This window comes from Kosakonia arachidis (assembly GCF_900116535.1).
GTDB classification, from domain to species: Bacteria; Pseudomonadota; Gammaproteobacteria; order Enterobacterales; family Enterobacteriaceae; genus Kosakonia; species Kosakonia arachidis.
Window position 1 is genome coordinate 143,399 of sequence record NZ_FPAU01000002.1, and the last position, 25,704, is coordinate 169,102.

Sequence of the window (25,704 nt, forward strand, 5' to 3'; positions counted from 1 at the left end):
GCGTTCTCCCACTATTTCAACGGCGAGTTTTTACGCTCGATCCCGTAGCGCTCCAGCTCTTTGTACGGCACGACCTTGCTCTTTTTCTTGCGCACATCCACTACCGTCATGCGGTCAGTGCAGGAGTAGCAAGGATCAAGGCTGCCAATAATCAGCGGTGCATCGGAAACGGTATTGCCGCGCAGCATATAGCGCAGCGTTGGCCAGTTGGCGTAGGTGGCCGCACGGCAACGCCAGCGATAGAGCTTCTGGTTGTCGCCGGTCATACTCCAGTGAATATCATCTCCGCGCGGCGCTTCGGCAAAGCCAAGGGCAAAGCGGTGCGGAATGTAGGTAAAGCCTTCAACCATCAATGGGCCACCGGGCAGGTTGTCCAGACCAAAATCGATCATGTTCAGTGCGGTCAGCACTTCGTTGATACGCACTTTCAGGCGGGAAATCACATCACAGCCCTGCTCGCTGTGCACAGTCATCGGTAACAGGCCGTAACCGGCAAACGGATGATCGGTGCGGGTATCACGGGCGTGGCCGCTGGCGCGCACCATCGGGCCGACGTTGCTGAAATCGCGGGCGATTTGCGGATCAAGACGACCAATACCGACGGTACGCTGCTCGATATTCGGCGTGCTCATCAGCACATCGACCAGTTCCATCACGTCGCGGCGCATCTGCTGCGCCAGCGCCCGCGTCTGCACCATATCGTCTTTCAGCATGTCGCGACGAATGCCGCCAATCAGGTTCATACCGTATGTTTTACGCGCACCCGTGAGGATTTCCGCCATTTTCATCGACGCTTCACGCACGCGGAAAAACTGCATAAACCCGGAATCAAAACCGACAAAGTGGCAAGCCAGACCGAGGTTTAACAGGTGAGAGTGCAGGCGCTCCACCTCCAGCAGAATGGCGCGGATCATCTGCGCGCGTTCCGGCACCACAATGCCCATCGCGTTCTCTACCGAGCTGGTGTAGGCAGTACTGTGGGCAAACCCACAAATGCCGCACACGCGATCCGAGAGGAAGGTAACTTCGTTGTAACCCATGCGGGTTTCCGCCAGTTTCTCCATCCCACGATGCACATAGAACATGCGGTAGTCGGCATCGACAATGTTCTCGCCATCGACAAACAGGCGAAAATGGCCCGGTTCATCCGACGTAACGTGCAGCGGGCCAATCGGCACCACGTTGTTTTTCTTATCACCGAGTTCGTTGATGAACTCGTAGGTTTCCGCATCGGTGGTCGGCGCGGGGCGCTGGCGATAATCCATACTGTCTTTACGCAGCGGATAGAGTTCATCCGGCCAGTCATCTGGCAGCACCAGGCGGCGCTCATCCGGCAAACCGACCGGCACCAGGCCATACATATCGCGCACTTCGCGCTCGCCCCATACGGCCGCAGGTACGCGCGGCGTCACAGACGGATACTCCGGTTTCAGCGCATCGACTTCAACACGCACCGTGATCCAGCATTTAACGCCCTGCTCCATCGACAGCACGTAGTAAACGGCAAAGTGGCCGTTCAGCTTGCGTTCGTCGTTACCAAACAGCACCGACAGCCAACCACCGTGCTGATAGTAGAGAAATTCCACCACTTCCGGCAGGTAGTTCACTTTCACGGTAATCGTGATTTGGTCTTTGGTCTGCCATGCTTCATCCAGCACCACGCCGGGAAATTTCTCGTGCAGGGCAGCCAGATAGTGTTGACCGATTTTTTCTTCAGACATGCATAAACTCTCTTAATACGTCGCCAGTAAGGAGACGAACGCTAAAAAGGCAACGCCGAACCCGGCCCAGGTGACGCGTGATGTGGCGGCAAAACGCAGGCGCGCCATGCTGTTTTCAAACAGGGCAATCACCAGTACGCCGACGATTAATTTCACCACTGCTACCACCAACGCCAGCAGCAGACCAGCATCGCTAAAGCTGCTCATCTCTCCCCACGGCAGAAAGACGCCGACAAACATTTGCAGCACCACCAGTTGTTTTAAACTGATCCCCCACTTCAGCAGCGCAAAGCCGCTGCCGCTGTACTCCGACAGCGGCCCTTCCTGCAACTCCTGCTCCGCTTCGGCAAGATCAAACGGCAGTTTGCCCATCTCGATAAATGTGGCGAACGCGCAGGCGCAGAGCGCCAGAAACAGGGGGATTGAGGCCGCACGCGGCCAGTTGTAAACGGTGTCGGTGATATGACTGATATGGGTAGAACCCGCAACCAGCGCCGCGACCCATAAACCGAGCAGCAAAATCGGCTCGACCAGCACACCCAGCATTGCTTCGCGGCTGGCACCGATACCGGTAAACGGGCTACCGGTATCCAGCCCGGCAATGGCAAAGAAGAAGCGGGCAATGGCGAACAGATAGATCAGAGTAATCACATCCCCCAGCAGTGGCAGCGGCGAATTCACCGTGACCACCGGCAAGGCCGTTGCAATGGTCAGCATCACGCCTGACATCACAAACGGCATCAGGCGAAACACCCAGCCGGACGCCGCAGGCGCAATACTCTGGCGACCCAGTAATTTGAACAGATCACGGTACTCTTGCAGCACACCAGGCCCACGGCGATTGTGCAGCCGGGCGCGCGCTACGCGACTGATACCGGACAACAGTGGCGCAAAGGCAAACAGCACCAGCGCCTGCAATAACGCATACAGAAAACTCATCATCAGGCTCCTCGGGAAATCACCACCACCACCAACACCGCCAGCTCAATCAGCGCCAGCCGACGAAACAGCAGTGGTGCCGCGTCGGTACGCCAGCCGGGCAGAATCAGCGTGGGTTCCAGCCATTTACGCAGCTTCAACACCGGGGCAAATGCGGCTTTTACCGGCATGGCAAAGCCGTGGGCGGTTATCACCATTGCGTCTTCATGGTCATAGCCGCAAACCCAGGCACTTCCACGGCGGCGGGACGGCAGACGATCGCCTTTAAACAGCACCATCAACAGCAACGGCAGTACCGGCATGGCAATCAGCAGCAACGTGATCATCGGTTGCGATACCACCGTGTCCGCCGTGTGCAGCGGCAGCGGTACGGCGGCATACAGACGCGGTAACAACCACGGTGCAGCAACACCACCGACCACGCAGCAGAGCGCCAGTGCGGCCACGCTCGCGGTCATCAGCCAGGGAAGGGGGTGGGGGTTTTCCGCCTGCGAGGTTCGCGGCGCGCCAAGGAAGGTGACGCCATAGACTTTCGCCATACACATCACCGCCAGCGCACCGGTTATCGCCAGGCCTACCGCCAGCAACGGCCCTATCAGTTGCAGGACAAAGTGACCGCTAGCACTCAGGCTAAAGAAGGATTGATAAATTACCCACTCACCGGCAAAACCATTGAGCGGCGGCAGCGCCGCCATGGCCATCAGCCCTACCAGCATCGCCAGCGAGATAAGCGGCATTTTTTTGCCGATGCCGCCCAGTTTTTCGATATCGCGATAGCCGGTACCAAACCACAGCGCACCCGCGCCAAGGAACAGCGTGCTCTTAAACAGACTGTGGTTGAAAAGGTGATACAGACCACCAACCAGCCCCAGTGCCATCAGTGCCGGTTGCTGCAACGCCAGCCCGGTTACGCCCGCGCCAAGGCCGAGCAAAATAATGCCGATGTTTTCCAGTGTGTGATAAGCCAGCAGGCGCTGAATATTGTGCTCCATCAGCGCATACAAACCGCCAACAAAGGCGGTGATCATGCCGAAGACTAGCAGCACAACGCCCCACCACAGCGGCGGCTGGCCGCCCAGCAGAGAGAAACTGAGAATGCCGAACAGCCCGACTTTCATCACTACGGTAGAGAAGAGCGCAGCGGCTGGCGCTTGTGCAGTGGCGTGCGCCTGCGGTGCCCAGGCGTGCAACGGAATAATCCCCGCCAGCAAACCAAAACCAACCACCCCCAGCAGCCAGATGCCACTGCTCAGCGGTTGTCCGCTAAGCTGAACAAAATCGAGCGTGTGATAACGCTGCCGGATAAACCAGCAGGCCAGCGCCAGCAGCACCGTGCCAAGACGTCCCATGGCGAACCACAGTTTGCCGGAGGCGCTGCAACCGGTGAGAAACACCGCGCTCAGCGCCATGATTTCGCTCATGACTACCAGCTCGCCCAGGCTCGCGGCGCAGACGGCGCAGAGCGCGGCAGCCAGCAGTAAATTGATCAATAAGCCGTTGGCTTTCACCGCGTCATGGCGGTGCCAGTGGATGTTATAGAGGCTGATAAACAGGCCGCAGAGACCGAAAGTAATCACCCATACGGCACGCAGCGGCGTAATCAGCAACGGGTACTGCAACAGCGTCAGATTGCCGGAAACGGCATCTGCACCCAGCAGCGATAACAACCCGGCAGCGGTCGCCATGACACTGCCGATTGCGCCACCAAGACCGGCCAGCCAGCCGCTGAGAATTTTCGCCCGCGTAAAAAGGTACGCCAGCGCAGCCGCGCAGGTAAACACCGCCACTGCGCCGTTGAGCAACGAGAGGATCGTCATTTTGCACTCCGGTTAAGCTGGGTAAACAGCGACAAATCGCCGTAATCCGTATTCAGGGTCTGCTCGCGTTTGCGACGGCTGGCGCGGGCGATGTCGAGGTTATTGACCAGATGCAGCGCCTTGGTCGGGCACATCCGCACACAGGCCGGGCCTTGTTCATCGAAATGGCAGAGATCGCACTTCACAGCGATAGCCCGCACGCCAGGCACCCAGTCCAGCAGCGTACTGACGCGCGCAGGCGCAGGCGGCGCGGCAGGTGCGAGCGGCGAGTTAACGTTGGCCGGAATGTCCAGTGGACGGCTACCGGCAAATTCAATAGCGCCAAACGGGCAGGCAATCGCGCACAATTTGCAGCTTACGCACAGGCTTTCATTTAGCTGCACCGCGCCATCGACACGATTAATGGCGTTTACCGGGCATACGCCCGCACAGGGCGCATCTTCACAGTGGTGGCACTGCTGCGGCGCGGATTCATGTTCATTACGCATCACGCGCAGCCGCGGCATCGACTGCAAGCCATGCTCGCGATGCGTCTCCGCGCAGGCCGCCTCGCAGGTATGGCAGCCAATACAGAGCGCCGGGTCGGCAATTACAAAACGGTTCACCAGCTAATCCTCAGGTGATTCACCCAGTCCGGGCGGTCATTTTTGACGAAATCAGTCGTACGACGTGTCACTTCGACACATCTCGACACCCAAACTCAGGCCAGCGCAGACGCGTGTGCGTTGCTGGCAAGAAGAGAGAGATTGATGGGGGTATCGTTTTCCAGCGCCGCGTACAGGCTGTCGTAAACCGTGGCGATTTTTTCCAGATAGTGCTCCAGCACTTTTTCGCGATCGTGGGTGCTGATAACACGGTCCACTTTCCCGTCGCTGGTAAGTTGCGCCTGAGCAATCAAGCGCTTGTCGCTGCCATCTTTATTGGCAATCGCGTATTCGATGGTATGGCCGTTAAAGCCGCCAGTCAGAGAGACGGTCACCGTAAAGTGGCCGAATAACTCAAAACAGAGCTGCTGCTCCGGTGCACAACCTATGGCATGGTGCAGGCGCGCTTTTGACAGCGTAATCCCCTGAACCAGCGCGTTACAGTAACTGCGCCACTCCTCCTGCAGGAGATGGTGTCGCCCGGCAATGTAATCTGCCTTTTCGCTAATTTCCCAAATCGTCATGTCTGCTTACCTGAATAATTGAAACAACGGCGGTAAAGCATCATCCATGCCAACATTTAATATATTGATTATTAAATGAATAAATCAAAATATTTGTTAATTTCGACGTGTCATATCGACAGGTTCGACATCGTCACGGTGTCAAAATCACTCATGGCACTCTTATTGCATTAACGCGACAACTCATAAGGAGGGATTATGCATGAGATCACTTTGTGCCAGCGGGCGCTGGAAATTATTGAACAACAGGCCACAGCGAACGGCGCTCGTCGGGTCACCGGCGTCTGGTTAAAAGTGGGCGCATTTTCCTGTGTCGAAACCGAAGCTTTAACGTTTTGTTTTGATCTGGTGTGCCGTGGCAGCCTGGCGGAAGGTTGTACACTGCACATCGAACAACAGCAAGCGGAGTGCTGGTGCGAGTCTTGTCGGCAGTACGTCACGCTGCTCACCCAGCGAGTTCGCCGCTGCCCACAATGCCACAGCGACCAGTTGCAGATCGTTGCCGACGATGGAATGCAAATTCAGCGCCTGGAAATTGAGGAGTAAACAATGTGTACAACATGTGGTTGTCAGGACGGTAATCTTTATATAGAGGGTGACGAACATAACCCGCACTCTGCGTTTCGCAGCGCACCGTTCGCCCCTGCTGCGCGCCCTGCACTAATGATAACTCGCGTCAATACCCGCGAGTTCACCCCAACCCAATCGGGTAACGGCGATTTGCATTACGGTCACGGCGAAGCCGGTACCCATGCGCCGGGCATGAGCCAGCGCCGGATGCTGGAAGTGGAGATCGACGTACTGGATAAAAATAACCAGATCGCTGCCCGTAACCGCGCCCGTTTTGCCGCCCGCCAGCAACTGGTGCTGAACCTGGTCTCCAGTCCTGGATCCGGCAAAACCACCCTGCTCACTGAAACCTTGCAGCGCCTGAATGCGCGCATATCCTGCGCGGTTATCGAAGGCGATCAGCAAACCGTTAATGACGCCGCGCGTATTCGCGCCACCGGTACGCCGGCAATTCAGGTGAACACCGGCAAGGGTTGCCACCTGGATGCGCAAATGATTGCCGACGCCGCGCCGCGTCTGCCCCTCGACGATCGCGGAATTCTGTTTATTGAAAACGTCGGTAACCTGGTGTGCCCGGCGGGCTTTGATCTGGGCGAACGCCATAAAGTGGCGGTATTGTCGGTAACCGAAGGGGAAGACAAACCGCTGAAATATCCACACATGTTCGCCGCCGCCTCGCTGATGCTACTGAATAAAGTGGATCTGTTGCCGTATCTCAATTTTGATGTCGAACGCTGCATCGCTTATGCTCGTGAAGTGAACCCGCAGATTGAGATCCTGCTGGTTTCCGCCACCAAAGGAGACGGGATGGACGCCTGGCTCGACTGGCTGGAGACGCAACGATGTGCATAGGCGTACCGGGGCAAATTTGCGCCATTGATGGCCTGCAAGCCAAAGTGGACGTTTGTGGCATTCAGCGCGAGGTCGATTTAACCCTGGTCGGCAGCCACGATAAACACGGTCAGCCGCGTCTCGGCCAGTGGGTGCTGGTGCATGTCGGTTTTGCCATGAGCGTGATTAACGAAGCCGAAGCACTCGATACTCTGGCGGCGCTGCAAAATATGTTCGATGTCGAGCCAGATGTCGGCGCGCTGCTCTACGGCGAGGAGAAATAATGCGTTTTGTCGACGAATATCGTGCCCCGGAACAGGTGATGCAGCTTATTGCCCATCTGCGCGAACGGGCGTCTCATCTTAGCTATACCGCCGCGCGTCCGCTGCGCATTATGGAAGTGTGTGGCGGCCATACGCACGCCATCTTTAAATTCGGCCTTGATCAACTGCTGCCGGAAAACATTGAGTTTATCCACGGGCCGGGCTGCCCGGTGTGTGTATTACCGATGGGGCGCATCGATACCTGCGTGGAGATTGCCAGCCATCCGGACGTGATCTTCTGCACTTTCGGCGACGCCATTCGCGTGCCGGGGAAAAAAGGCTCGCTGTTACAGGCGAAAGCGCGTGGTGCCGATGTGCGTATCGTCTATTCACCGATGGATGCGCTGGCGCTGGCGGAAAAAAATCCGCAGCGCAAAGTGGTGTTCTTTGGCCTCGGTTTCGAAACCACCATGCCCGCCACGGCCATTACACTTCAGCAGGCCAAAATCCGTAATATCAGTAACTTCTGGTTTTTCTGCCAGCACATTACGCTGATCCCAACGCTGCGTAGCCTGCTGGAACAACCGGACAACGGTATTGATGCCTTTCTTGCGCCCGGCCATGTCAGCATGGTGATCGGTACCGACGCGTATACTTTTATTGCCGAAGAATTTCGTCGCCCGCTGGTGGTTGCCGGGTTTGAACCGCTGGATCTGTTACAGGGCGTGGTAATGCTGGTAGAACAGAAAATCGCCGCGCAAAGCCGGGTGGAAAATCAGTACCGCCGCGTCGTGCCGGATGAAGGCAACAGACGGGCGCAGGCCGCGATTGCCGATGTGTTTGCCGTCAGCGGCGACAGCGAGTGGCGCGGGCTGGGGGTGATTGGCGAATCCGGCGTACATCTGACGCAGGCTTATCAGCCGTTCGATGCTGAAGCGCACTTTCGCCCGGCCGTACAGCAGGTATATGACGATCCGCGCGCCCGCTGCGGCGATGTGCTGACTGGTCGCTGCAAACCGCACCAGTGTCCGCTGTTTGGCAACACCTGTAATCCGCAAAGCGCCTTTGGCGCGCTGATGGTCTCCTCTGAAGGTGCCTGTGCGGCCTGGTATCAGTATCGCGCTCAGGAGTGTGAAGTATGAATGAAGTCCAACTCGCCCACGGCAGCGGCGGCCAGGCGATGCAGCAGCTTATCAGCCAGCTCTTTATGGAGGCGTTTGCTAACCCATGGCTGGCGGAACAGGAAGATCAGGCGCGGCTGGATCTGACCGCGCTGGCCGCCAGCGGCGACAGGCTGGCGTTCTCCACTGACAGCTATGTGATCGATCCGCTGTTCTTTCCCGGCGGCAATATTGGCAAACTTGCGGTGTGCGGCACCGCCAACGACATCGCCGTTAGTGGCGCGACTCCGCGCTACCTCTCCTGCGGGTTTATCCTTGAAGAAGGCCTGCCGATGGCAACGCTGAAAACCGTCGTTGACAGCATGGCCGCCACCGCCCGTGCGGCCGATATCGCGATTGTGACCGGTGATACCAAAGTGGTGCAGCGCGGCGCGGCAGATAAGCTTTTTATCAATACCGCCGGGATTGGCGCGATTCCGCGGTCGATTCACTGGGCGGCACAGTCTCTGCAACCGGGCGACGTACTGCTGGCAAGCGGCACGCTGGGCGATCATGGCGCAACGATTCTTAATTTGCGTGAAGGGCTGGGGCTGGACGGAGAGTTGTCCAGTGATTGCGCAGTACTGACGCCGTTAATCGCCACCCTGCACGATCTTCCCGGCGTGAAAGCGCTGCGCGATGCCACGCGCGGCGGCGTGAATGCGGTGGTGCATGAGTTTGCCGCTGCCTGTGGCTTCGGTATCGAACTTAACGAAGCCTCATTACCGGTGAAACCGGCGGTGCGCGGCGTCTGCGAGTTACTGGGGCTGGAAGCGCTGAATTTTGCCAACGAAGGCAAATTGGTGATTGCCGTACAGCGCGAGGCCGCAGAGCAGGCACTGTCACGTTTACGCACTCACCCGCTTGGCGCAGAGGCTACAATCATTGGTGAAGTGGTTGAACGTCAGGGTGTACGTCTGGCGGGACTGTACGGCGTTAAACGCCTGTTAGATTTACCCCACGCGGAACCGTTGCCGCGTATTTGCTAATTTTTTGTTTTTATTTTTTCACACCTGCGAGTGTGTTCCTGGATGAGCAATATGTCGTATACACCGATGAGCGATCTCGGACAACAGGGGTTGTTCGATATCACCCGTGTTTTGTTACAACAGCCGGATATGGCGTCACTCAGCGAAACGCTGGCCCGGCTGACCCGCCAGGCGGCACTCGCGGATAGCGCGGCGATTGTACTGTGGCATGCAGACAGCCACAGCGCAAGCCGCTACGCCGTCACCGCCCCTGCAAGCAATGCAACTTATGAAGATCATTTACTGCTGGCGGGTGGGCCTGTCAGGCACATTCTTTCCCACCCGCAGGCGCTCTATTGCAGCGAGACGACTTTTGCGGAAACCTGGCCTGCGCTGACGCAGAACCGGCTTTATCCGCCGTTTGCGCACTACTGCCTGCTGCCGCTGGCGGCGGAGGGGCAAATTTTCGGCGGCTGCGAATTTTTTCGCCGCGACGGGCAACCGTGGAGCGATAAAGAGAGCGAACGCTTGCACACCCTGGCGCAAATCGTCGCCGTAGTCACCGAGCAACTCCAGAGCCGCGACAACCAGACGCCAGATTACCAGTTATTATGCCAGGAGCGGGACGACTTTCGCGTTCTGGTAGCCATCACCAATGCGGTGCTCTCGCGGCTGCACATGGACGAACTGGTCAGTGAGGTGGCGAAAGAGATCCACTACTATTTCAGCATCGACGCCATCAGTCTGGTGCTACGCGGTAGCCGCAAAGGTAAGCTGACTATCTATTCGACGCACTACAAAGATGAACTGAATCCGAAGCATGAGATTCAGGAAGCTGACGAAGAGGGAACGCTGACCGAACGGGTGTTCCAAAGCAAAGAAATGCTGCTGCTGAATCTGCATGAGCGTGACAAACTCGCGCCCTACGAGCGGATGCTGTTTGAAACCTGGGGCAATCAGATCCAGACGCTGTGCCTGTTACCGCTGATGTCCGGCAAAAATCTGCTGGGTGTGCTGAAACTGGCGCAGTGCCAGAAAGAGGTGTTTACTCAGGCGAATCTCAAGCTGCTGCGTCAGATTGCCGAACGTATCGCCATCGCCGTAGATAACGCACTGGCTTACCAGGAAATTCACCGCCTGAAAGAGCGGCTGGTGGATGAAAACCTGGCGCTGACCGAACAGCTAAATAATGTCGATAGCGAGTTTGGCGAGATCATCGGCCGCAGCCAGGCGATGTTCAGCGTGCTGAAACAGGTTGAGATGGTGGCGCAAAGCAACAGCACGGTGCTGATCCTCGGCGAAACCGGCACCGGCAAAGAGCTGATTGCTCGTGCGATCCATAACCTCAGCGATCGCAACAGCCGACGAATGGTGAAGATGAACTGCGCCGCCATGCCCGCCGGGCTGCTGGAAAGCGATCTCTTTGGCCATGAGCGCGGCGCGTTTACCGGGGCCAGTACCCAGCGGATTGGCCGCTTCGAGCTGGCGGATAAAAGCTCGCTGTTTCTCGACGAAGTGGGCGATATGCCGCTGGAGCTACAACCAAAGCTGCTGCGCGTGTTACAGGAGCAGGAGTTCGAGCGGCTCGGCAGTAATAAGCTTATCCAGACCGATGTGCGACTGATCGCTGCCACCAACCGCGATCTGAAACAGATGGTCGCCGACCGAGAGTTCCGCAGCGATCTTTACTACCGGCTCAATGTCTTCCCGATTCATCTACCGCCGCTGCGCGAGCGGCCGGAAGACATTCCGCTGCTGGTGAAAGCCTTAACCTTTAAGATTGCCCGCAAAATGGGCCGTTGCATCGACAGCATTCCGGCAGAAACGTTACGTGTGCTGAGTTCCATGGAGTGGCCGGGCAATGTGCGCGAACTGGAGAACGTCATCGAACGGGCGGTACTGCTGACGCACGGCAATGTGTTGCAACTTTCACTGCCGGAAATCACCGTTCCGCCACTGCCGGTTGCGGAGCCTGCAGAAGTGGCACGCGAAGGCGAAGATGAGTACCAGTTGATTGTTCGCGTGCTGCGCGAAACCAACGGTGTGGTCGCCGGGCCAAAAGGCGCAGCGCAGCGGCTGGGACTTAAACGCACCACTCTTCTTTCGCGCATGAAACGTTTAGGTATCAATAAAGACGCACTGTGTTAAGCTGAAAAAACACTCAATATATCCATACACAATGGAGGCCTTATGGCAGTTTCAGCGCGAAATCAGTTAGTAGGCAAGGTCAGTGCAACCTCTCACGGTGCAGTAAATGATGAAGTGGAACTCACCCTGGACGGTGGCGCAAAACTGGTGGCGATTGTCACCAGCAGCAGCCAGGCGGCGTTGGGGCTGACACCAGGCAAAGAGGCTATTGCACTGATTAAAGCGCCGTGGGTGACGCTGGCGACGGAAGACTGTGGGCTGAAGTTCTCCGCCCGCAATCAATTCGCCGGGAAAGTCACTTCGGTGACCGAAGGCGCGGTCAACGCCACGGTGCATGTGCAGACCGATGCCGGGTTTGAGCTGGTGGCGGTGGTGACCAATGAAAGCGTGCAAGATTTGCAACTGGGCAGTGGTAAACGCGTGATTGCGTTGATTAAGGCGTCGGCGATTTTGATCGCTACACGCGCGTAGGGTAGCGGCACCATCCGGCATTTTTGGAAGATTGTGGAATTATTCCGTTCACCAGAAGGCTGGCAGACACTTACGCTTTATCTCCCGTGAACGGGATAAGGGGAGCTGCCGGGTATTTGGGGGATATCGTGGAATTATTCCGTTCACTATAAATGCTGTAGTTTCAGAAACATGGCATCTCGTGAACGGGATAAGGGGAGCTACCGCGCTCCCCTTATCAATCCCCGCGGCCCCGCGGGAAATCGATGCGTTGCACTACGCTCATCTCCCGAGTGCCCGACGGCGGTCGGCTCAACTCGACGTCGTGTCTCGGTTCGCCTCTGGCCGCCATCCGTGGCGTCCAGACCTTGTCGTTCACTCTTCGATTCGCCGATTTCAGCGGGGACTCACCCCCCTCGCTTCAGCACCTTTATTCATACATAAACAGGCATCGCTGTAAGAACAGTGCAAAAGGCCCCATTTCAGAGTTCGATAATCGTGTCACCCTGTTTTAACCAGCGCGGAGCTTTCATCGTATCAGCAAAAAAATCGACCAGTCTGTACAGCAAATCCCGCACAACGCTTTCAGATTTAGGTGCTAACGTACCGCTCATCAGCAGTTGTGTCAGGGTTTGACAATAGCCACACAATTGGTCGGCTTCCGGCTCAAATAGCGGGAAACAGCCAGGAACATTTTCAACGGTCAGACTGGCTTTTAAATGTTCCGGAACAGGATCAAGAAGCGTAGGTTGCAGCAGGGTAAGACAGGCAGAAAGCCTGCCGCAGAGCGCCATTTTCTGTTGTGGATCGTCGCATTCCGCCAGCGCTTCGGCAAAACGCTCGCAGTTATCTGCAAGCTCGGTGAAATCCGTGCAGTGGCTGAACGGCGTGGTAAATAAGGCGTGAGTCAGGGTTGGGATTGTAGCCATAAGGCAGCCTCCGATAAGTGATAAAAACACCACCACCGGAAATGCTAATTTCACTGGTGGCGGGCTGAACGGAGTTAGCATTACCGGCCTTATCGGAAACCGGCGCACCTTGCGGTGCCCCCGCTCAGCCCACCATTGAGATGAGACAGAACGCTCGACAGTAAAATGTCGCCGATAAGGTTAATCAGGATGCTAAACCCGACGCCTGATTTTGCAGGCGCGGAGAGAACATAGAACTAACACGTACAGGCGGCAAGGGATTATAGCTAACTTGATGAAGGGATTACCATTCCCGGAAGCAGCTTCGCAAAATTAGTGCATAAAAGCATTCAAATTCAGGGTGCCTGCGAGCCAGGCAAGCCCGGTAAGCATTCACGCCACCAGGCATTTCCCGGCAGCGACACCGTTCATGCAATAAACAAGAATGCTAAAGCGATGGTTTTTGTCCCCGCTGAAATCGGCAAGCCGAAGGACAGATGGCAAGGGCTGGACGCCACGGATGGCGGCCAGAGGCGAACCGAGCCATAGACGGCGAGTTGAGCCGACCGCAGACAGATGACCGGGAGGCGAGCGCAGTGCAACGCACCGATTTCCCGCGGGGCCGCGGGGATTGATAAGGGGAGCGCGGTAGCTCCCCTTATCCCGTTCACGGGAGATAACGTGTAAGTATCTGCCAGTCTTCTGGTGAACGGAATAAGTCCTCAATATCCCCAATACCCGCCAGCGACACCGTTTCTTCCAACGAACAAAAAGGCTGAAGCGATGGTTTTTGTCCCCGCTGAAATCGGCGAGCCGAAGGACAGATGACAAGGGCTGGACGCCAGGGATGGCGGCCAGAGGCGAACCGAGACACGACGTCGAGTTGAGCCGACCGCAGACAGATGACCGGGAGGTGAGCGCAGTGCGCAGCACCGATTTCCCGCGGGGCCGCGGGGATTGATAAGGGGAGCGCGGTAGCTCCCCTTATCCCCTTCACGGGAGATAAAGCGTAAGTATCTGCCAGTCTTCTGGTGAACGGAATAATTCCACGATCCTTCCAAAAATGCCGCTCTTCTGGCGAACAGAATAATTCCACAATATTACACATGCCCGATAGAGCCAATTGCCGGGCGGCAACCAAACCTATTTCCGCCGATACCGCTCCGGCAACTCCGGCACCGGGCGCTTATCATCAATCAAATAACGCACCGTCAACACCGGATGTCGCCACAACATGCGAGGCCCCGCCCAGCGCATAATCAGCTTCATCTCTTCACGCTTTGCCGGCTGGTAACAGTGCACCGGGCACTGCTTGCAGGCCGGTTTCTCTTCACCGAACACGCATTTATCCAGCCGTTTTTCCGCATAGGCATACAAATCCGCATAGTGCGATTCGCTGCTGACCGCATCCGGGCAGGCGCGCTGATAAAGGGCAATCATTTTGCGGATAGTCAGTTTTTCTCGCAGGATCCGGGTGCCAGCCATACACGTCACCAATAGTTAAGATGCATAAATAATACACCTTAATAAATGCGCAAAAAACCACACCCGCCGCGTTTTCATGTAAAGGCCAGGCCTCTCATGCCGATACCTGTTACGCACTTCTGCTGATGATGAAAAAATGGAGCCGCAATAACAAACGGCGCATACCCTTAAGGACAACCATGAAATCTTTTTTTCTACACCTGACACTGCTCACGCTGACGATGACGGGAGCCGCAAAGGCGCAAACGCTGACCGAAAGTTTGCTGCGTTGCGACAGCACTTTTTTCAATGAACTCTATAAGCAGCGGGCAACGCTGGCGCACACTGCGCCACTGGTGACGGATAAGCAGCATCACGCCTGGTTTGCCGCGCCGAAAGATGGCTCCGATACCGTTTGGTTTAGCAAGCCGCTGCGCATAAATCAGCTTACTATTTCTGGCTTTGACAGGTCGCAGGAGTCACTGGGCAAATTGGGCGATTATTACTTCTGGGGATGGGTGATCGAAGAGCCCATCTCTGTGGTGATAGCTGCGTTGCCTGATGTTCACTGGCAAAAAGTCACTGACGGCTATTACGGCAATCCGCTGATCAAGCGCGCCGGTGAGACAACATGGCGGGTCAACAAAACCGCCGTCAGCGGTATTGCTCCGGCAGCAGATAGCGTGGAAAAACTCGCTATGCTGGAGGTGAGCGAAGGTAAAACCTTTTTGCGCTGCTCGATTCAAGGCAAGGTCAGCAAGGACGAGTTACTGGCGGTGCGCCCGGATCTGCAAGGAGAGCAAAAATGAAAAAATCTCTGTTTATTGGCTCAGCACTGCTGCTGATGTCCGGCTGCACCAGCCATCCTGGCGCCACCGTTACGCAAGAGGAAACACCACCCAAGCGGGTCGTTAAGTTCGTGACACTCAGCAGCGGCGTCAGCTATCTCGATTTTCGCACCATTTCCCTTTACGACGGCAATCCCTATTTGCGCCGTATTGACGTGATTCATAACTACAACAAAGGCATGCCGGTGAAAAAGAATCCGCTGATGATGATTCGCAGCGAACGCCAAAGCCTGGTTGTAAACTGTGATACACACCAGTTCGCCCATGTACATAAGCTTTTCTTTTCAGAGCATTTTGCCACTGGCGACAAAATCGCCCGCATGAACACGCCAGGACAGTGGCAGGATTATCCGCCAACATCCTTGATCGGACTGACGGCAGGCTTGTTGTGTAAGCTCCCGGCGGATCGCCTGCCCGCAGAGCCCGAACGCGATACGCAAACACCGGATCTGTTAACTGTGTTACAGAACGGAAAATAGTCGTCGGCACAGAATGCTACCGGGCTACAGTGGGCAGATGCCACCGAGCATCGCCCACTGTTGGCTAACGTCACGAATGTCGGCGATTGAAAACCCGCCGTGTCGGCTGCATCTACGCTTAATAGACATCGCGCTGATAGCGATTTTCCCGCACCAGTGCCGCCACCCAGTCGCTGGCCTCATCGGCATTCATGCCGCCAAAGGTTTGCACCACCTGTTTTAGTGCCGCGTCGACATCTTTCGCCATATGGCTGGCATCGCCGCAGACATAAAAACAGGCACCGTCGCACAGCCAGCGCCACAGCTCCGCCCCCTCTTCCACCATGCGATGCTGGACATAGATTTTCTCCACCTGATCGCGGGAAAACGCCGTGCTCAGACGGTGCAGGACGCCGTCGCGCTGCCAGGCTTCCATTTCCTCCTGATACCAGAAATCCGTCGCCGCATGTTGCTCGCCAAAAAATAACCAGTTACGCCCCGCAGCAGCAGTGGCCTGTCGTTCCTGTAAGAAGCCGCGAAACGGCGCGATACCCGTGCCAGCGCCAACCATGATCACCGGTGTTTGCGGATTGGCAGGCAGGCGGAAGTGTGGCGACGAGTGAATAAACACCGCCGCACGGGTCGCGCGATCGGCAAGAAACGTCGAGCAGACGCCGCCACGCTTATTTCCTTCGCCATAACGCACCGTCGCGACCGTTAGCGCCACCTGCTGCGGCGAAACCTGCGGGCTGGAAGAGATAGAATAAAAACGCGGCTGTAAACGGCGCAGCACCGACAACCACGTCTGCGCCGGGGCGCGAACCGGGGACATCTGCAGCAGATCACTAAGCTGGCGTCCCCACAGCCACTGCGATAATTCCCCGGTGTTGTCGAGGCGTGTTTTTAGCTCCGCGTTGCCGGTTTGCTCGCAAACAAATCGCATGATTTCCGGGGTGATGCGCGTGATATCCATCTCGTTGGTCAGCGCTTCACGCAATGTCATTTCGCCTTTATCGCTCAGTTGCACCGGCGTTTGCGCGTCCAGCTCCAGCAGGTGCAGTATCTTATCAACCTCCTGTGGGCAGTTGATTGGCCAGACGCCGAGGGCATCGCCCACTTCGTAGTGCATCCCGCTGCCTTGCAGATCAAAAACAAACTGGCGGATCTCTTTTTGCGCCAACGACGCATTCAACCGCTGGTTCACCACCAGTGGAACAGTTAATGGTTGATGACGGCTAAAGCCGGGCTTTGGTTGCGTTTCGCTGACTTCCGCTATTACCTCACCGAGCAGCGCGCGCTGCACCGCATGCAGCCACTGCTGCGCTGGCGCATTATCGCCCGCATCGCATTCATAACGGGCCACCAGCCGTTGCGCGCCCAGCGCTTCCAGCCGGGCATCAAGCTTGCGGCCAAAGCCGCAAAACCGATCGTAGCTGGCGTCGCCAAAAGCCAGTACGGAAAAGGCAGTGCCGGTGAGTTCAGGCGCGCTGTCGCTTTGCAGCGCCGTCCACAGCGCCGCGCCGTTGTCCGGCGGATCGCCATCACCAAAGGTACTGACGACCAGCAACACATGCGAGGCAGCGGCAATATCGGCCACGCCGACGCTATCCATCTCCCGCAGTTTTATCGCCTGTCCGGCATCGAGAAATTGCCCGGCGCAGCGGCGGGCAAAGGCCTGCGCATTGCCAGTCATCGACGCCCATAAGACCAGCAGCACGCCCGGCGTGGCTTGCGCTGTTACGGCAGGTTTTTCGCTCACTACTGGCTGCTGTGCGCTGCGCATCAGCGCGACGGCGGCATGTTTCAGTTCCGGTTGCAGTGAAATAGGATCGACGGCGTCACTGGTCACCACGTTGATCGCCAGCGTGTCGCCAAACAGATCGTTCCAGTGAAACGGCGCAAAACAGTTGCCGGGGCTGACCCTATCAGTGATCACTGCAGGCAGCGTTGCCCGTCCGCGCCGGGAACGAATATCCACATGATCCCCCGCGCGAATGTTAAGCCGTTCGGCATCCTGCGGTGCGATTTCAACAAACGGACCGGGGTTGAGCTGGTTGAGCATCGGGATCTTCCCGGTTTTCGTCAGGGTGTGCCACTGGTGCTGGACGCGCCCGGTATTCAGCACCAGCGGAAATTCGTCGTCCGGCATCTCCACTGGTGCCAGATCCGGGCGGGCGAAGAATTGCGCCTTGCCGCTGGCGGTAGCGAAACGCACCCGTGCCGTGGTGGCGTGCTGAAGATAACGAATCGGGTGGCGTTGCGCGGTGTCGCCCGGCGGGCATGGCCATTGCAGTGGCATCTCGCGCAGCCGCGCATGGCTGGCACCGCGAATGTCATAGCCGGTATCCGGGTTATACGACTGGCGGATCTCGTCGAAGATTTCGGCGGCACTGGCGTAAGTAAAGCCATCGGCATAGCCCATTTCACAGGCCACGCGGGCGATAATTTGCCAGTCGGCCAGCGCCTCGCCCGGCGGCAAAACCGCCTGTTGCATCAGCGTCATGGTGCGTTCGGAGTTGATCATCACCCCTTCGGCTTCCGCCCACAACGCGCCCGGCAGAAGAATATCGGCATAGCGGTTGGTTTCGGTATCGAGAAATGCATCCTGGGTGATAACCAGTTCCGCCTGTTGTAGGGCAGCAATCACTTTCTGGCGATTGGGCACCGTGGCGACCGGGTTGGTACAGATTATCCAGCAGGCTTTAATTTTTCCGGCGCGCATCTCGTCGAACATCGACACCGTGCCGTGGCCGCTGTCGCTACGCAGTGAACCCGGCGGACGCCGCCAGAGTTGCTCGACAAAGGCCCTCTCTTTTTCTACCAGTAGCGAGCGCTGGCCGGGCAATCCGGCCCCCATATAGCCCACTTCGCGCCCGCCCATCGCGTTTGGCTGCCCGGTCAGCGAGAAAGGGCCGCTGCCGGGGCGACAAATCGCCCCCGTCGCCAGATGCAGGTTGCACAGCGCATTGGTGCTCCAGGTGCCGTGGGTGCTCTGGTTCAGCCCCATCGTCCAGCAACTCATCCACTCAGTGGCTTCGCCAATCCACTGCGCCGCCTGGCGAATGTCCGCCTCTGCAAGCCCGGTACGTTCAGCCACCTGCTGCGGTAAATAGTCCTGCAGGAAATCCGGCATTGCCTGCCAGCCTTCAGTGCAATGTTCAATAAACGCCTCATCAATCTGGCCGTTCTGCACCAGCAAGCCGAGCAGACCATTCAGCAACGCGAGGTCGGTGCCGGGTTTGATCTGTAAAAACAGTGAGGCTTTCTCCGCCGTGGCGGTACGGCGGGGATCGACGACAATGAGCTTAGCGCCTGCTTTAACCCTATCCATCATCCGCAGGAACAGGATCGGGTGGCAGTCGGCCATATTTGCACCGATCACCAGAAAGAGATCGGCGCGATCGAAATCATCATAGGATCCTGGCGGCCCGTCAGCCCCCAACGACAGCTTATAGCCACTGGCGGCACTGGCCATGCACAGGCGCGAATTGGACTCGATATGTTGCGTGCCGATAAACCCCTTTGCCAGCTTGTTCGCCAGATACTGCGCTTCCAGTGACATTTGCCCGGACACATACAGCGCCAGCGCATCAGGGCCGTGGTTATCGATAATGGTGCGCAGCCGTTGTGCGGTTTGCGTGATGGCGCTGTCGATGCCGACCGGCACAGGCTCCTGCTGGCGCGACGTGCGCAGCCATGCACGATCCAGCCGGCCCTCCGCAGTAATCGCCTGCGCGCAGCTTTTGCCTTTGGTGCATAAACGCCCCTGATTGGTGGGGTGCGTTTTATCCCCCACTACATCGATAATGCGCTGGTTTTCCACTTTCATAACCAGCCCGCAGCCTACCCCGCAATAAGGGCACACACTTTTTACATCCATTTTCGCCCCCGTTGCGGCTTATAACGCTTCGGCAATCGCCGGGAAAGTGCTCGCGGTCAGCGGCTGACGATGAACCCAGATATGCCCGTCAATGATGTTGACTGGCCAGACGCGTACCCGCAGCGAGGCGTCGTCGAGGCTGACGCCATCGCACAGCCGGAAACGCTGTTTGTAGAGCGGCGAAATCACGATTGGCTCGCCCTCTTTATCGCCTACCAGACCGCGCGCCAGCACATTGGCTTCACTGCCAGGCTCGCGATTATCCAGTGCAAAAATCTGCGTCTCGCTGGCGGGCAGATGGAACAGCGCAATCTGCTGCTGCCCAAGACGCGCGGCAACCCCGGTGTTGGCCGGAATATCCGCCAGCGCGCCAACGTGAACCCATTCGGCTTCGGCCAGCGGTAGCGTTGTCGCTTTCGCGGATTTCTCCTCGCTTCTGGCCGGACGGATCTGCCCACGCTCTGGCACCATCACCACCGCTTCATCCGGGCGCTCACTGTTGAGGAAACCCCGGAACAACAGACGGTTTTCCGCGCTATCCAGCGTGGTTTTCCATTCGCACTGGTAAGCATCCACCACCTGTTGCATTTCACGCTCCAGCTCCGCGCCAATCTCCAGGCTGTCATGCAGGATCACTTGTTGTAAGTACGCAAGTCCGCCTTCCATATTGTCGAGCCAGGTGCTGGTGCGTTGCAGACGATCGGCGGTGCGGATATAGAACATCAACACGCGATCGATGGTCCGGATCAGCGCTTCGCTGTCGAGATCGCTGGCGAACAAGTCCGCATGGCGCGGCTTCATGCCGCCATTGCCGCAAACATACAGGTTCCAGCCTTTATCGGTAGCGATCACGCCAATGTCCTTGCCCTGCGCTTCAGCGCATTCGCGGGTACAGCCAGAAACGGCCATTTTGATTTTGTGCGGCGAGCGCAGCCCCTTGTAGCGGTTCTCCAGCGTAATCGCCATGCCGGTGGAGTCCTGCACGCCGTAGCGGCACCAGGTGGAACCGACGCAGGATTTCACCGTGCGCAGGGATTTGCCGTATGCATGGCCAGTTTCAAACCCGGCGGCGATCAGCCTCTCCCAGATCGCGGGCAGTTGCTCCAGCCGCGCGCCAAACAGATCTACCCGCTGGCCGCCGGTGATTTTGGTGTACAGGTTATAGTCCTGCGCGACTTCACCAATAGCGATCAAGCCCTGCGGCGTGATTTCGCCTGCCGGAATACGCGGCACCACCGAGTAAGTGCCATCTTTCTGGATATTGGCGAAGAAGCGGTCATTGGTATCCTGCAAGGGCAGATGCTGCGGTTTGAGCAGGTAATCATTCCAGCAGGAGGCCAGCAGGGAACCGACCAGCGGTTTGCACACTTCACAACCGTGGCCTTTACCAAAGCGGCTAATTAGCTCATCGAAGCTACGGATCTCGTGCAGGCGGATCAGGTGATATAGCTCCTGGCGCGACCAGGCAAAATGCTCACAGAGATCTTTTTTCACCTCGACGCCAAGCTGTTGCAGCTCGTGCTCCATCACCTGTTTCAGCAACGGCACGCAACCGCCGCAGCCGGTCCCGGCTTTGGTGCAGCTTTTTATTGCCCCCAGTTCGGTGCAGCCGCTGGCGACCGCCGCTGCAATGTCACCTTTGCTGACGTTGTGGCAGGAGCAGATTTGCGCACTGGCAGCCAGCGCTGCCACGCCGAGGCCTTTCGGCGCATCGCCGGAACGGGCGGGTAAAATCAGCGTTTCCGGCTGTGCAGGCAGCGCCATGCCGTTGAGCATCATTTGCAACAGCATGCTGTAATCGGCGCTGTCGCCAATCAATACCGCACCGAGCAGCCGCTTGCCGTCGGCGGAGACGACAATTTTCTTGTAGATCTCATGCGGGCCGTCGGTCCACTGATAACTCTGGCAACCTTCCGTTTTACCGTGCGCATCGCCAAGCGACGCAACTTCAACGCCGAGCAGCTTCAGTTTGGTGCTCATGTCTGCGCCGGTAAACGGCGTGTCGCGCGCAGCCAGCGTGTCCGCCACGCTGCGCGCCATCTGGTAACCGGGGGCCACAAGGCCGAAAATCTGCCCATTCCACAATGCGCATTCGCCAATGGCAAAAATCGACTCGTCGGAAGTGCGGCATTGGTCATTAATCACGATGCCGCCACGCGGCCCTTTTTGCAGTTGTGCGCTTTCCGCCAGCTCATCGCGCGGGCGAATACCGGCCGAGAAGAGCAGCAAATCGGTTTCCAACCAGCTACCGTCAGCAAAGCAGAGGCGATGCAGCGCCTGCTCACCATCAACGATTTCCCGCGTCTCTTTGCGGGTATGCACCTGCACGCCAAGTGCTTCAATCTTGCGTTGCAGCATCATCGCGCCGCCTTCATCAAGCTGAACCACCATCAGACGCGGGGCAAACTCCACAACGTGGGTTTCCAGCCCTAACTGACGCAGCGCGTTGGCCGCTTCCAGTCCCAGCAATCCGCCGCCGATCACCACACCGCGTTTGGCCTTTTTCGCCTGCACGGCGATAGCGTCCAGATCGTCGAGGGTGCGATAAACCAGGCAGCCAGCACGGTTATTGCCACTGATCGGTGGCACAAAGGCGTAAGAACCGGTGGCGAGCACCAGCGTGTCGTAGTAAGTTTCTGCGCCCTGTTCGTCGCACAAACAGCGACGTTCGCGATCGATAGCGACAATTTTGCAGCCACTACGCAGGGTGATGCCGCTGTCGGCAAAGAAACCGTCGCTAACCAGCGAGAGCGACTCGGCGCTGCGCCCGGCGAAGTATTCCGAGAGGTGGACGCGGTCATACGCAGGCAGACGCTCTTCGCCGAACACTACAATGTCGTAGTGCTGATGCAGTTCGCGTTCCACCAGCTGTTGCAGAAAATAGTGGCTGACCATGCCGTGCCCAATGACGGCTAAAATCGGCTTTTTCATCATCTGAATCCTTATCGAACGAGTGACAGAGACATCAGGCCGCTTTCGGCTGTTTCTCGTACAGAAATTGCAGAACCTGCTGGCGATAGCGCTGATACTGCGCGTCATCGGCCAACGCCACGCGCGAACGCGGATGTTCCAGCGCCACTTCCATAATTTCGCCGACCGTTGCCGCCGGGCCGTTGGTCATCATCATCACCCGATCGGAGAGCAGCACTGCTTCGTCAACGTCATGAGTAATCAGCACAATGGTGGTACGCAGACGCTGCTGGATCTCCATCACCGCATCCTGCAAATGGGCGCGGGTTAAAGCGTCCAGCGCGCCAAAGGGTTCGTCCATCAGCAATACGGCGGGTTTCATTGCCAGCGCGCGGGCAATGCCGACACGCTGTTTCATGCCGCCGGAGATTTCGTGCGGTCGCTTGTTCCAGGCGTGGCTCATCTGTACCAGATCGAGGTTGTGCATAATCCACTCGTGCATCTCGACTTTGCTCATTTCACGGTGAAAAACCTGACGAACCGCCAGCGCTACGTTGTCATAGGAGGTGAGCCACGGCAGCAGAGAGTGGTTCTGAAACACCACGCCACGCTCCGGCCCTGGACCGTCGATTTCGCGGTTATTGCACAGCAGGCCGCCGCTGGTGGGCCGTGTCAGACCGGCAATCAGATTTAGCAGCGTTGATTTCCCACAGCCGGAGTGGCCAATCAGGCTCAAGGTTTCACCGGCGTGGATATCAAAGCTGACGTTATCCAGCGCGAGAAACTCGCCGCTGCGGGTGTTGAATCGCTGGCTGACCTGCTGAACCTGAATAATCGGATTGGTACGCATCGGGGCCTCCTTAGCGGCTGGTATAGTTAAAACGGCTGGCAATCCACATCAGCCCCTGCTCCAGCAGCAGGCCGATCACACCAATCACCACAATGGCGATAATGATGTTTTGCACATTGAGGTTGTTCCATTCGTTCCAGATCCAGAAGCCGATACCGATGCCGCCGGTCAGCATTTCTGCCGCCACAATCACCAGCCAGGCAATGCCAATGGATAAGCGCATGCCGGTAAGAATGCCGGGCAGCGCGGCGGGCAGCAGGATTTTGCGCATGATGGCAAACTCCGAAAGCTTCAGTACCCGCGCAACGTTCAGGTAATCCTGTGGGATCTGCCGCACGCCTTCAGCGGTGTTGAGGATCATCGGCCAGATCGAGCAGATAAAAATCGTCCAGCTTGAGGCAGGTTCCGCACGCTGAAACAGCAACAAACCAATCGGCAGCCAGGCCAGCGGGCTGACCGGGCGCAGCAGTGAGATCAGCGGGTTGAGCATATTGGCGACAAAACGGAAGCGGCCAATCAAAAAGCCCGCAGGAATGCCAACCAGCGCCGCAAGACCAAAACCTACCGCCACGCGCTGCAACGAGGCCAGCACGTTCCAGCCAATGCCCTGATCGTTCGGCCCGGAGATATAAAATGGATCGGCAAAGATCTCCAGCGCCGCCTGCCAGGTTTGCCACGGTGTAGGAAAGTTTTTACTGTTGAGCGCCGCCACCTGCCACAGGCAGATCAACAGGCCAATCCCGAGCAGCCCCGGCAGTACGCGTTGCATCAGCGGGCGTAACAGCGGTGAACGGCGCACTGCTGGTTTGCTGGGCAGCGTTACGATCTCGGCTTCTACACGCGGCTGCACCATTTCTTCGCGGGGAATGGGGATAATTTGTGCCTGGTTTTTCATCAGCGACCTCCTATTTCTTTACGCTAAAGCCGCTGGCATAGGCGACAGGGTTGCTGCCATCCCAGCGAATGCCATCGATCAAGACGCTACTGCGCATGTCGCTGCCCGGTAGCGGGACGTTACCGACTGCAGCAGCGGCCTGCTTGTAGATGTCGATACGGTTAACCTTACGGGCGACGCCGAGGTAATCGGGATCGCTGGTGAGCAGCCCCCAGCGTTTATGCTGAGTGAGGAACCACATGCCGTCAGAGAGCCACGGATAGTTGACGGAACCGTCGTGGAAGAAGCGCATCGCGTGTTCATCCTTCCAGCTTTTTCCCAGGCCGTTTTCGTACTGGCCGAGCATGCGCCCGAGAATGGTTTCCTCTTTGGTGTTGAGGTAAGCGCGCCCGGCAATCACCTGCGCCGTTTCACGGCGGTTATCGTCGGACGCGTCAATCCAGCGCGAAGCCTCAAGAATGGCAGCGGTTAGCGCGCGGGCGCTGTTGGGGTTTTTGGCTACCCAGTCTGCGCGGGTACCGAGCACTTTTTCCGGGTGATCCGGCCAGATATCCTGAGTGGTAGTAGCGGTAAAACCGATGCCATCACTGATGGCGCGCTGGTTCCATGGTTCGCCCACGCAGTAACCGACCATGTTGCCGATCTTCATGTTCATCACCATTTGCGGTGGTGGCACTACTACGCTGCGAATGTCGTTGAGCGGATTGATGCCCGCGCTGGCCAGCCAGTAGTTGAGCCACATGGCGTGCGTGCCGGTGGGAAAAGTCTGGGCGAAGGTGTACGTACCCGCCGGGCTGGCGGCGATATATTTTTGCAGCGTGGCTAAGTCATTAACGCCCGCTTCGTGCAGCTGGTTTGCCAGCGTGATCCCCTGTCCGTTCTGGTTGATGGTCATCAGCGCCGCCATCTCGGTTTGTGGCCCGGAAAGCCCCATTTGTAGGCCGTAAAGTTGGCCGTAGAGAATGTGCGATGCATTCAGTTCACCGGAAACCAGCTTGTCGCGGACTGCGGCCCAACTGGCTTCTTTGCTCGGCACAATGGTGATGCCATATTTTTTGTCGAAGCCTTTAACGGCGGCCATTACCACCGAGGCGCAATCCGTCAGCGGGATAAAACCGACGCGGATTTCACTCAGTTCCGGCGCATCTGAGCCTGCGGCCCATGCGCGATTGATCACCCCAGGCAGTAGCAGGCTGCTGCCCAGCGCCGCGCTGCCCAGTAAAAACTGCCGACGGGAAACCGTCATACCTTTGTTGCCATCGCTCATTGCCACCCTCTTGCTCACCGTTGCGGATGCAAAAAAAAACGGCGTCCATAAGCCAGTGCAAAGCTGCACGCTTATGGACGCCGTTGTCCGGTTGACGCGGCACCGACCGCCATTGGCCGATAGTGCGTCTATGTTAATTTCTTAATGGATAAAGCAAGGGTTGTGCCAGAATGAGTGATATCACTTCAA

Annotated in this window: 21 protein-coding genes and 1 pseudogene; 9 read left to right on the forward strand and 13 right to left on the reverse strand. The window is 57.5% G+C overall.

Annotated features, from left to right (window positions below):
• Positions 1-11: 11 nt before the first annotated feature.
• The 5 genes from hycE to hycA form a co-directional block, all read right to left on the reverse strand.
• On the reverse strand, positions 12-1,721 hold the full coding sequence (gene hycE, locus BM427_RS08810; RefSeq protein WP_090120941.1) for a formate hydrogenlyase subunit HycE: 1,710 nt from the start codon (positions 1,719-1,721) through the stop codon (positions 12-14).
• A 12-nt stretch (positions 1,722-1,733) separates the two neighbouring features.
• Positions 1,734-2,660 carry a respiratory chain complex I subunit 1 family protein gene (locus BM427_RS08815; protein WP_090120942.1) on the reverse strand — a complete coding sequence of 309 codons (927 nt, stop codon included), beginning with the start codon at positions 2,658-2,660 and terminating at the stop codon, positions 1,734-1,736.
• Positions 2,661-2,662: 2 nt separating this feature from the next.
• On the reverse strand, positions 2,663-4,477 hold the full coding sequence (hycC, locus tag BM427_RS08820; protein ID WP_090120944.1) for a formate hydrogenlyase subunit 3: 1,815 nt from the start codon (positions 4,475-4,477) through the stop codon (positions 2,663-2,665).
• Entirely contained in the window at positions 4,474-5,082 is a 609-nt protein-coding gene (locus BM427_RS08825) for a 4Fe-4S dicluster domain-containing protein (protein ID WP_090120946.1), read from the reverse strand. Before BM427_RS08825 ends, hycC begins: the two co-directional genes overlap by 4 nt.
• Before the next feature lie 95 nt (positions 5,083-5,177).
• Positions 5,178-5,645, reverse strand: coding sequence for a formate hydrogenlyase regulator HycA (gene hycA, locus BM427_RS08830; protein WP_090120949.1), 468 nt, complete (start codon positions 5,643-5,645; stop codon positions 5,178-5,180).
• 198 nt (positions 5,646-5,843) lie between these two features.
• On the opposite strand from hycA, the gene hypA reads away from it, so the two are divergent.
• From hypA to BM427_RS08865, 7 genes are read left to right on the forward strand one after another with little or no spacing between them, the layout of a single operon-like run.
• Complete coding sequence (gene hypA / locus BM427_RS08835) at positions 5,844-6,191, forward strand: hydrogenase maturation nickel metallochaperone HypA (RefSeq protein WP_043952466.1); 348 nt, start codon at positions 5,844-5,846, stop codon at positions 6,189-6,191.
• A gap of 3 nt (positions 6,192-6,194) precedes the next feature.
• Positions 6,195-7,067, forward strand: coding sequence for a hydrogenase nickel incorporation protein HypB (hypB, locus tag BM427_RS08840; protein ID WP_090120950.1), 873 nt, complete (start codon positions 6,195-6,197; stop codon positions 7,065-7,067).
• Positions 7,058-7,330: a HypC/HybG/HupF family hydrogenase formation chaperone gene (locus BM427_RS08845; RefSeq protein WP_090120952.1), complete on the forward strand. Its 273-nt coding sequence runs from the start codon at positions 7,058-7,060 to the stop codon at positions 7,328-7,330. The genes hypB and BM427_RS08845 overlap by 10 nt, the downstream gene beginning before the upstream one ends.
• On the forward strand, positions 7,330-8,451 hold the full coding sequence (gene hypD, locus BM427_RS08850) for a hydrogenase formation protein HypD (RefSeq protein ID WP_090120953.1): 1,122 nt from the start codon (positions 7,330-7,332) through the stop codon (positions 8,449-8,451). The genes BM427_RS08845 and hypD overlap by 1 nt, the downstream gene beginning before the upstream one ends.
• Complete coding sequence (gene hypE, locus BM427_RS08855) at positions 8,448-9,458, forward strand: hydrogenase expression/formation protein HypE (protein WP_090120955.1); 1,011 nt, start codon at positions 8,448-8,450, stop codon at positions 9,456-9,458. The genes hypD and hypE overlap by 4 nt, the downstream gene beginning before the upstream one ends.
• Before the next feature lie 51 nt (positions 9,459-9,509).
• Entirely contained in the window at positions 9,510-11,585 is a 2,076-nt protein-coding gene (gene flhA, locus BM427_RS08860) for a formate hydrogenlyase transcriptional activator FlhA (protein WP_090120956.1), read from the forward strand.
• 42 nt (positions 11,586-11,627) lie between these two features.
• Positions 11,628-12,056 (forward strand): TOBE domain-containing protein, encoded by a 429-nt coding sequence (locus tag BM427_RS08865; RefSeq protein ID WP_043952460.1) that lies wholly within the window; start codon positions 11,628-11,630, stop codon positions 12,054-12,056.
• A gap of 461 nt (positions 12,057-12,517) precedes the next feature.
• Here BM427_RS08865 and BM427_RS08870 read toward each other — a convergent pair whose 3' ends face one another.
• From BM427_RS08870 to BM427_RS08880, 3 genes and pseudogenes are all read right to left on the reverse strand, one after another.
• A complete protein-coding gene (locus tag BM427_RS08870) occupies positions 12,518-12,964 on the reverse strand; it encodes a hypothetical protein (protein WP_090121715.1) in 447 nt (148 codons plus the stop codon).
• Positions 12,882-13,076 (reverse strand): annotated as a pseudogene (locus tag BM427_RS25980) (hypothetical protein); the annotation flags it as partial. The pseudogene BM427_RS25980 and the gene BM427_RS08870, both read right to left, overlap by 83 nt.
• A gap of 1,010 nt (positions 13,077-14,086) precedes the next feature.
• Positions 14,087-14,428: a nitrous oxide-stimulated promoter family protein gene (locus BM427_RS08880; protein WP_090120959.1), complete on the reverse strand. Its 342-nt coding sequence runs from the start codon at positions 14,426-14,428 to the stop codon at positions 14,087-14,089.
• Between the two features lie 179 nt (positions 14,429-14,607).
• On the opposite strand from BM427_RS08880, the gene BM427_RS08885 reads away from it, so the two are divergent.
• Positions 14,608-15,216, forward strand: a complete 609-nt coding sequence (locus BM427_RS08885) for a hypothetical protein (RefSeq protein WP_090120961.1) — start codon at positions 14,608-14,610, stop codon at positions 15,214-15,216.
• Positions 15,213-15,734: a surface-adhesin E family protein gene (locus BM427_RS08890; protein WP_090120962.1), complete on the forward strand. Its 522-nt coding sequence runs from the start codon at positions 15,213-15,215 to the stop codon at positions 15,732-15,734. The genes BM427_RS08885 and BM427_RS08890 overlap by 4 nt, the downstream gene beginning before the upstream one ends.
• Positions 15,735-15,852: 118 nt before the next feature.
• Here BM427_RS08890 and BM427_RS08895 read toward each other — a convergent pair whose 3' ends face one another.
• The 5 genes from BM427_RS08895 to BM427_RS08915 are packed head-to-tail and all read right to left on the reverse strand — an operon-like array spanning position 15,853 to position 25,515.
• Entirely contained in the window at positions 15,853-19,593 is a 3,741-nt protein-coding gene (locus tag BM427_RS08895) for a bifunctional nitrate reductase/sulfite reductase flavoprotein subunit alpha (protein ID WP_090120964.1), read from the reverse strand.
• 18 nt (positions 19,594-19,611) lie between these two features.
• Positions 19,612-22,524, reverse strand: a complete 2,913-nt coding sequence (gene nirB, locus BM427_RS08900; protein ID WP_090120965.1) for a nitrite reductase large subunit NirB — start codon at positions 22,522-22,524, stop codon at positions 19,612-19,614.
• Positions 22,525-22,558: 34 nt separating this feature from the next.
• Positions 22,559-23,353 carry an ABC transporter ATP-binding protein gene (locus BM427_RS08905; protein WP_090120967.1) on the reverse strand — a complete coding sequence of 265 codons (795 nt, stop codon included), beginning with the start codon at positions 23,351-23,353 and terminating at the stop codon, positions 22,559-22,561.
• 10 nt (positions 23,354-23,363) lie between these two features.
• On the reverse strand, positions 23,364-24,248 hold the full coding sequence (ntrB, locus tag BM427_RS08910) for a nitrate ABC transporter permease (RefSeq protein WP_090120969.1): 885 nt from the start codon (positions 24,246-24,248) through the stop codon (positions 23,364-23,366).
• A gap of 10 nt (positions 24,249-24,258) precedes the next feature.
• Positions 24,259-25,515 (reverse strand): CmpA/NrtA family ABC transporter substrate-binding protein, encoded by a 1,257-nt coding sequence (locus BM427_RS08915; RefSeq protein WP_090120971.1) that lies wholly within the window; start codon positions 25,513-25,515, stop codon positions 24,259-24,261.
• Between the last annotated feature and the right edge of the window lie 189 nt (positions 25,516-25,704).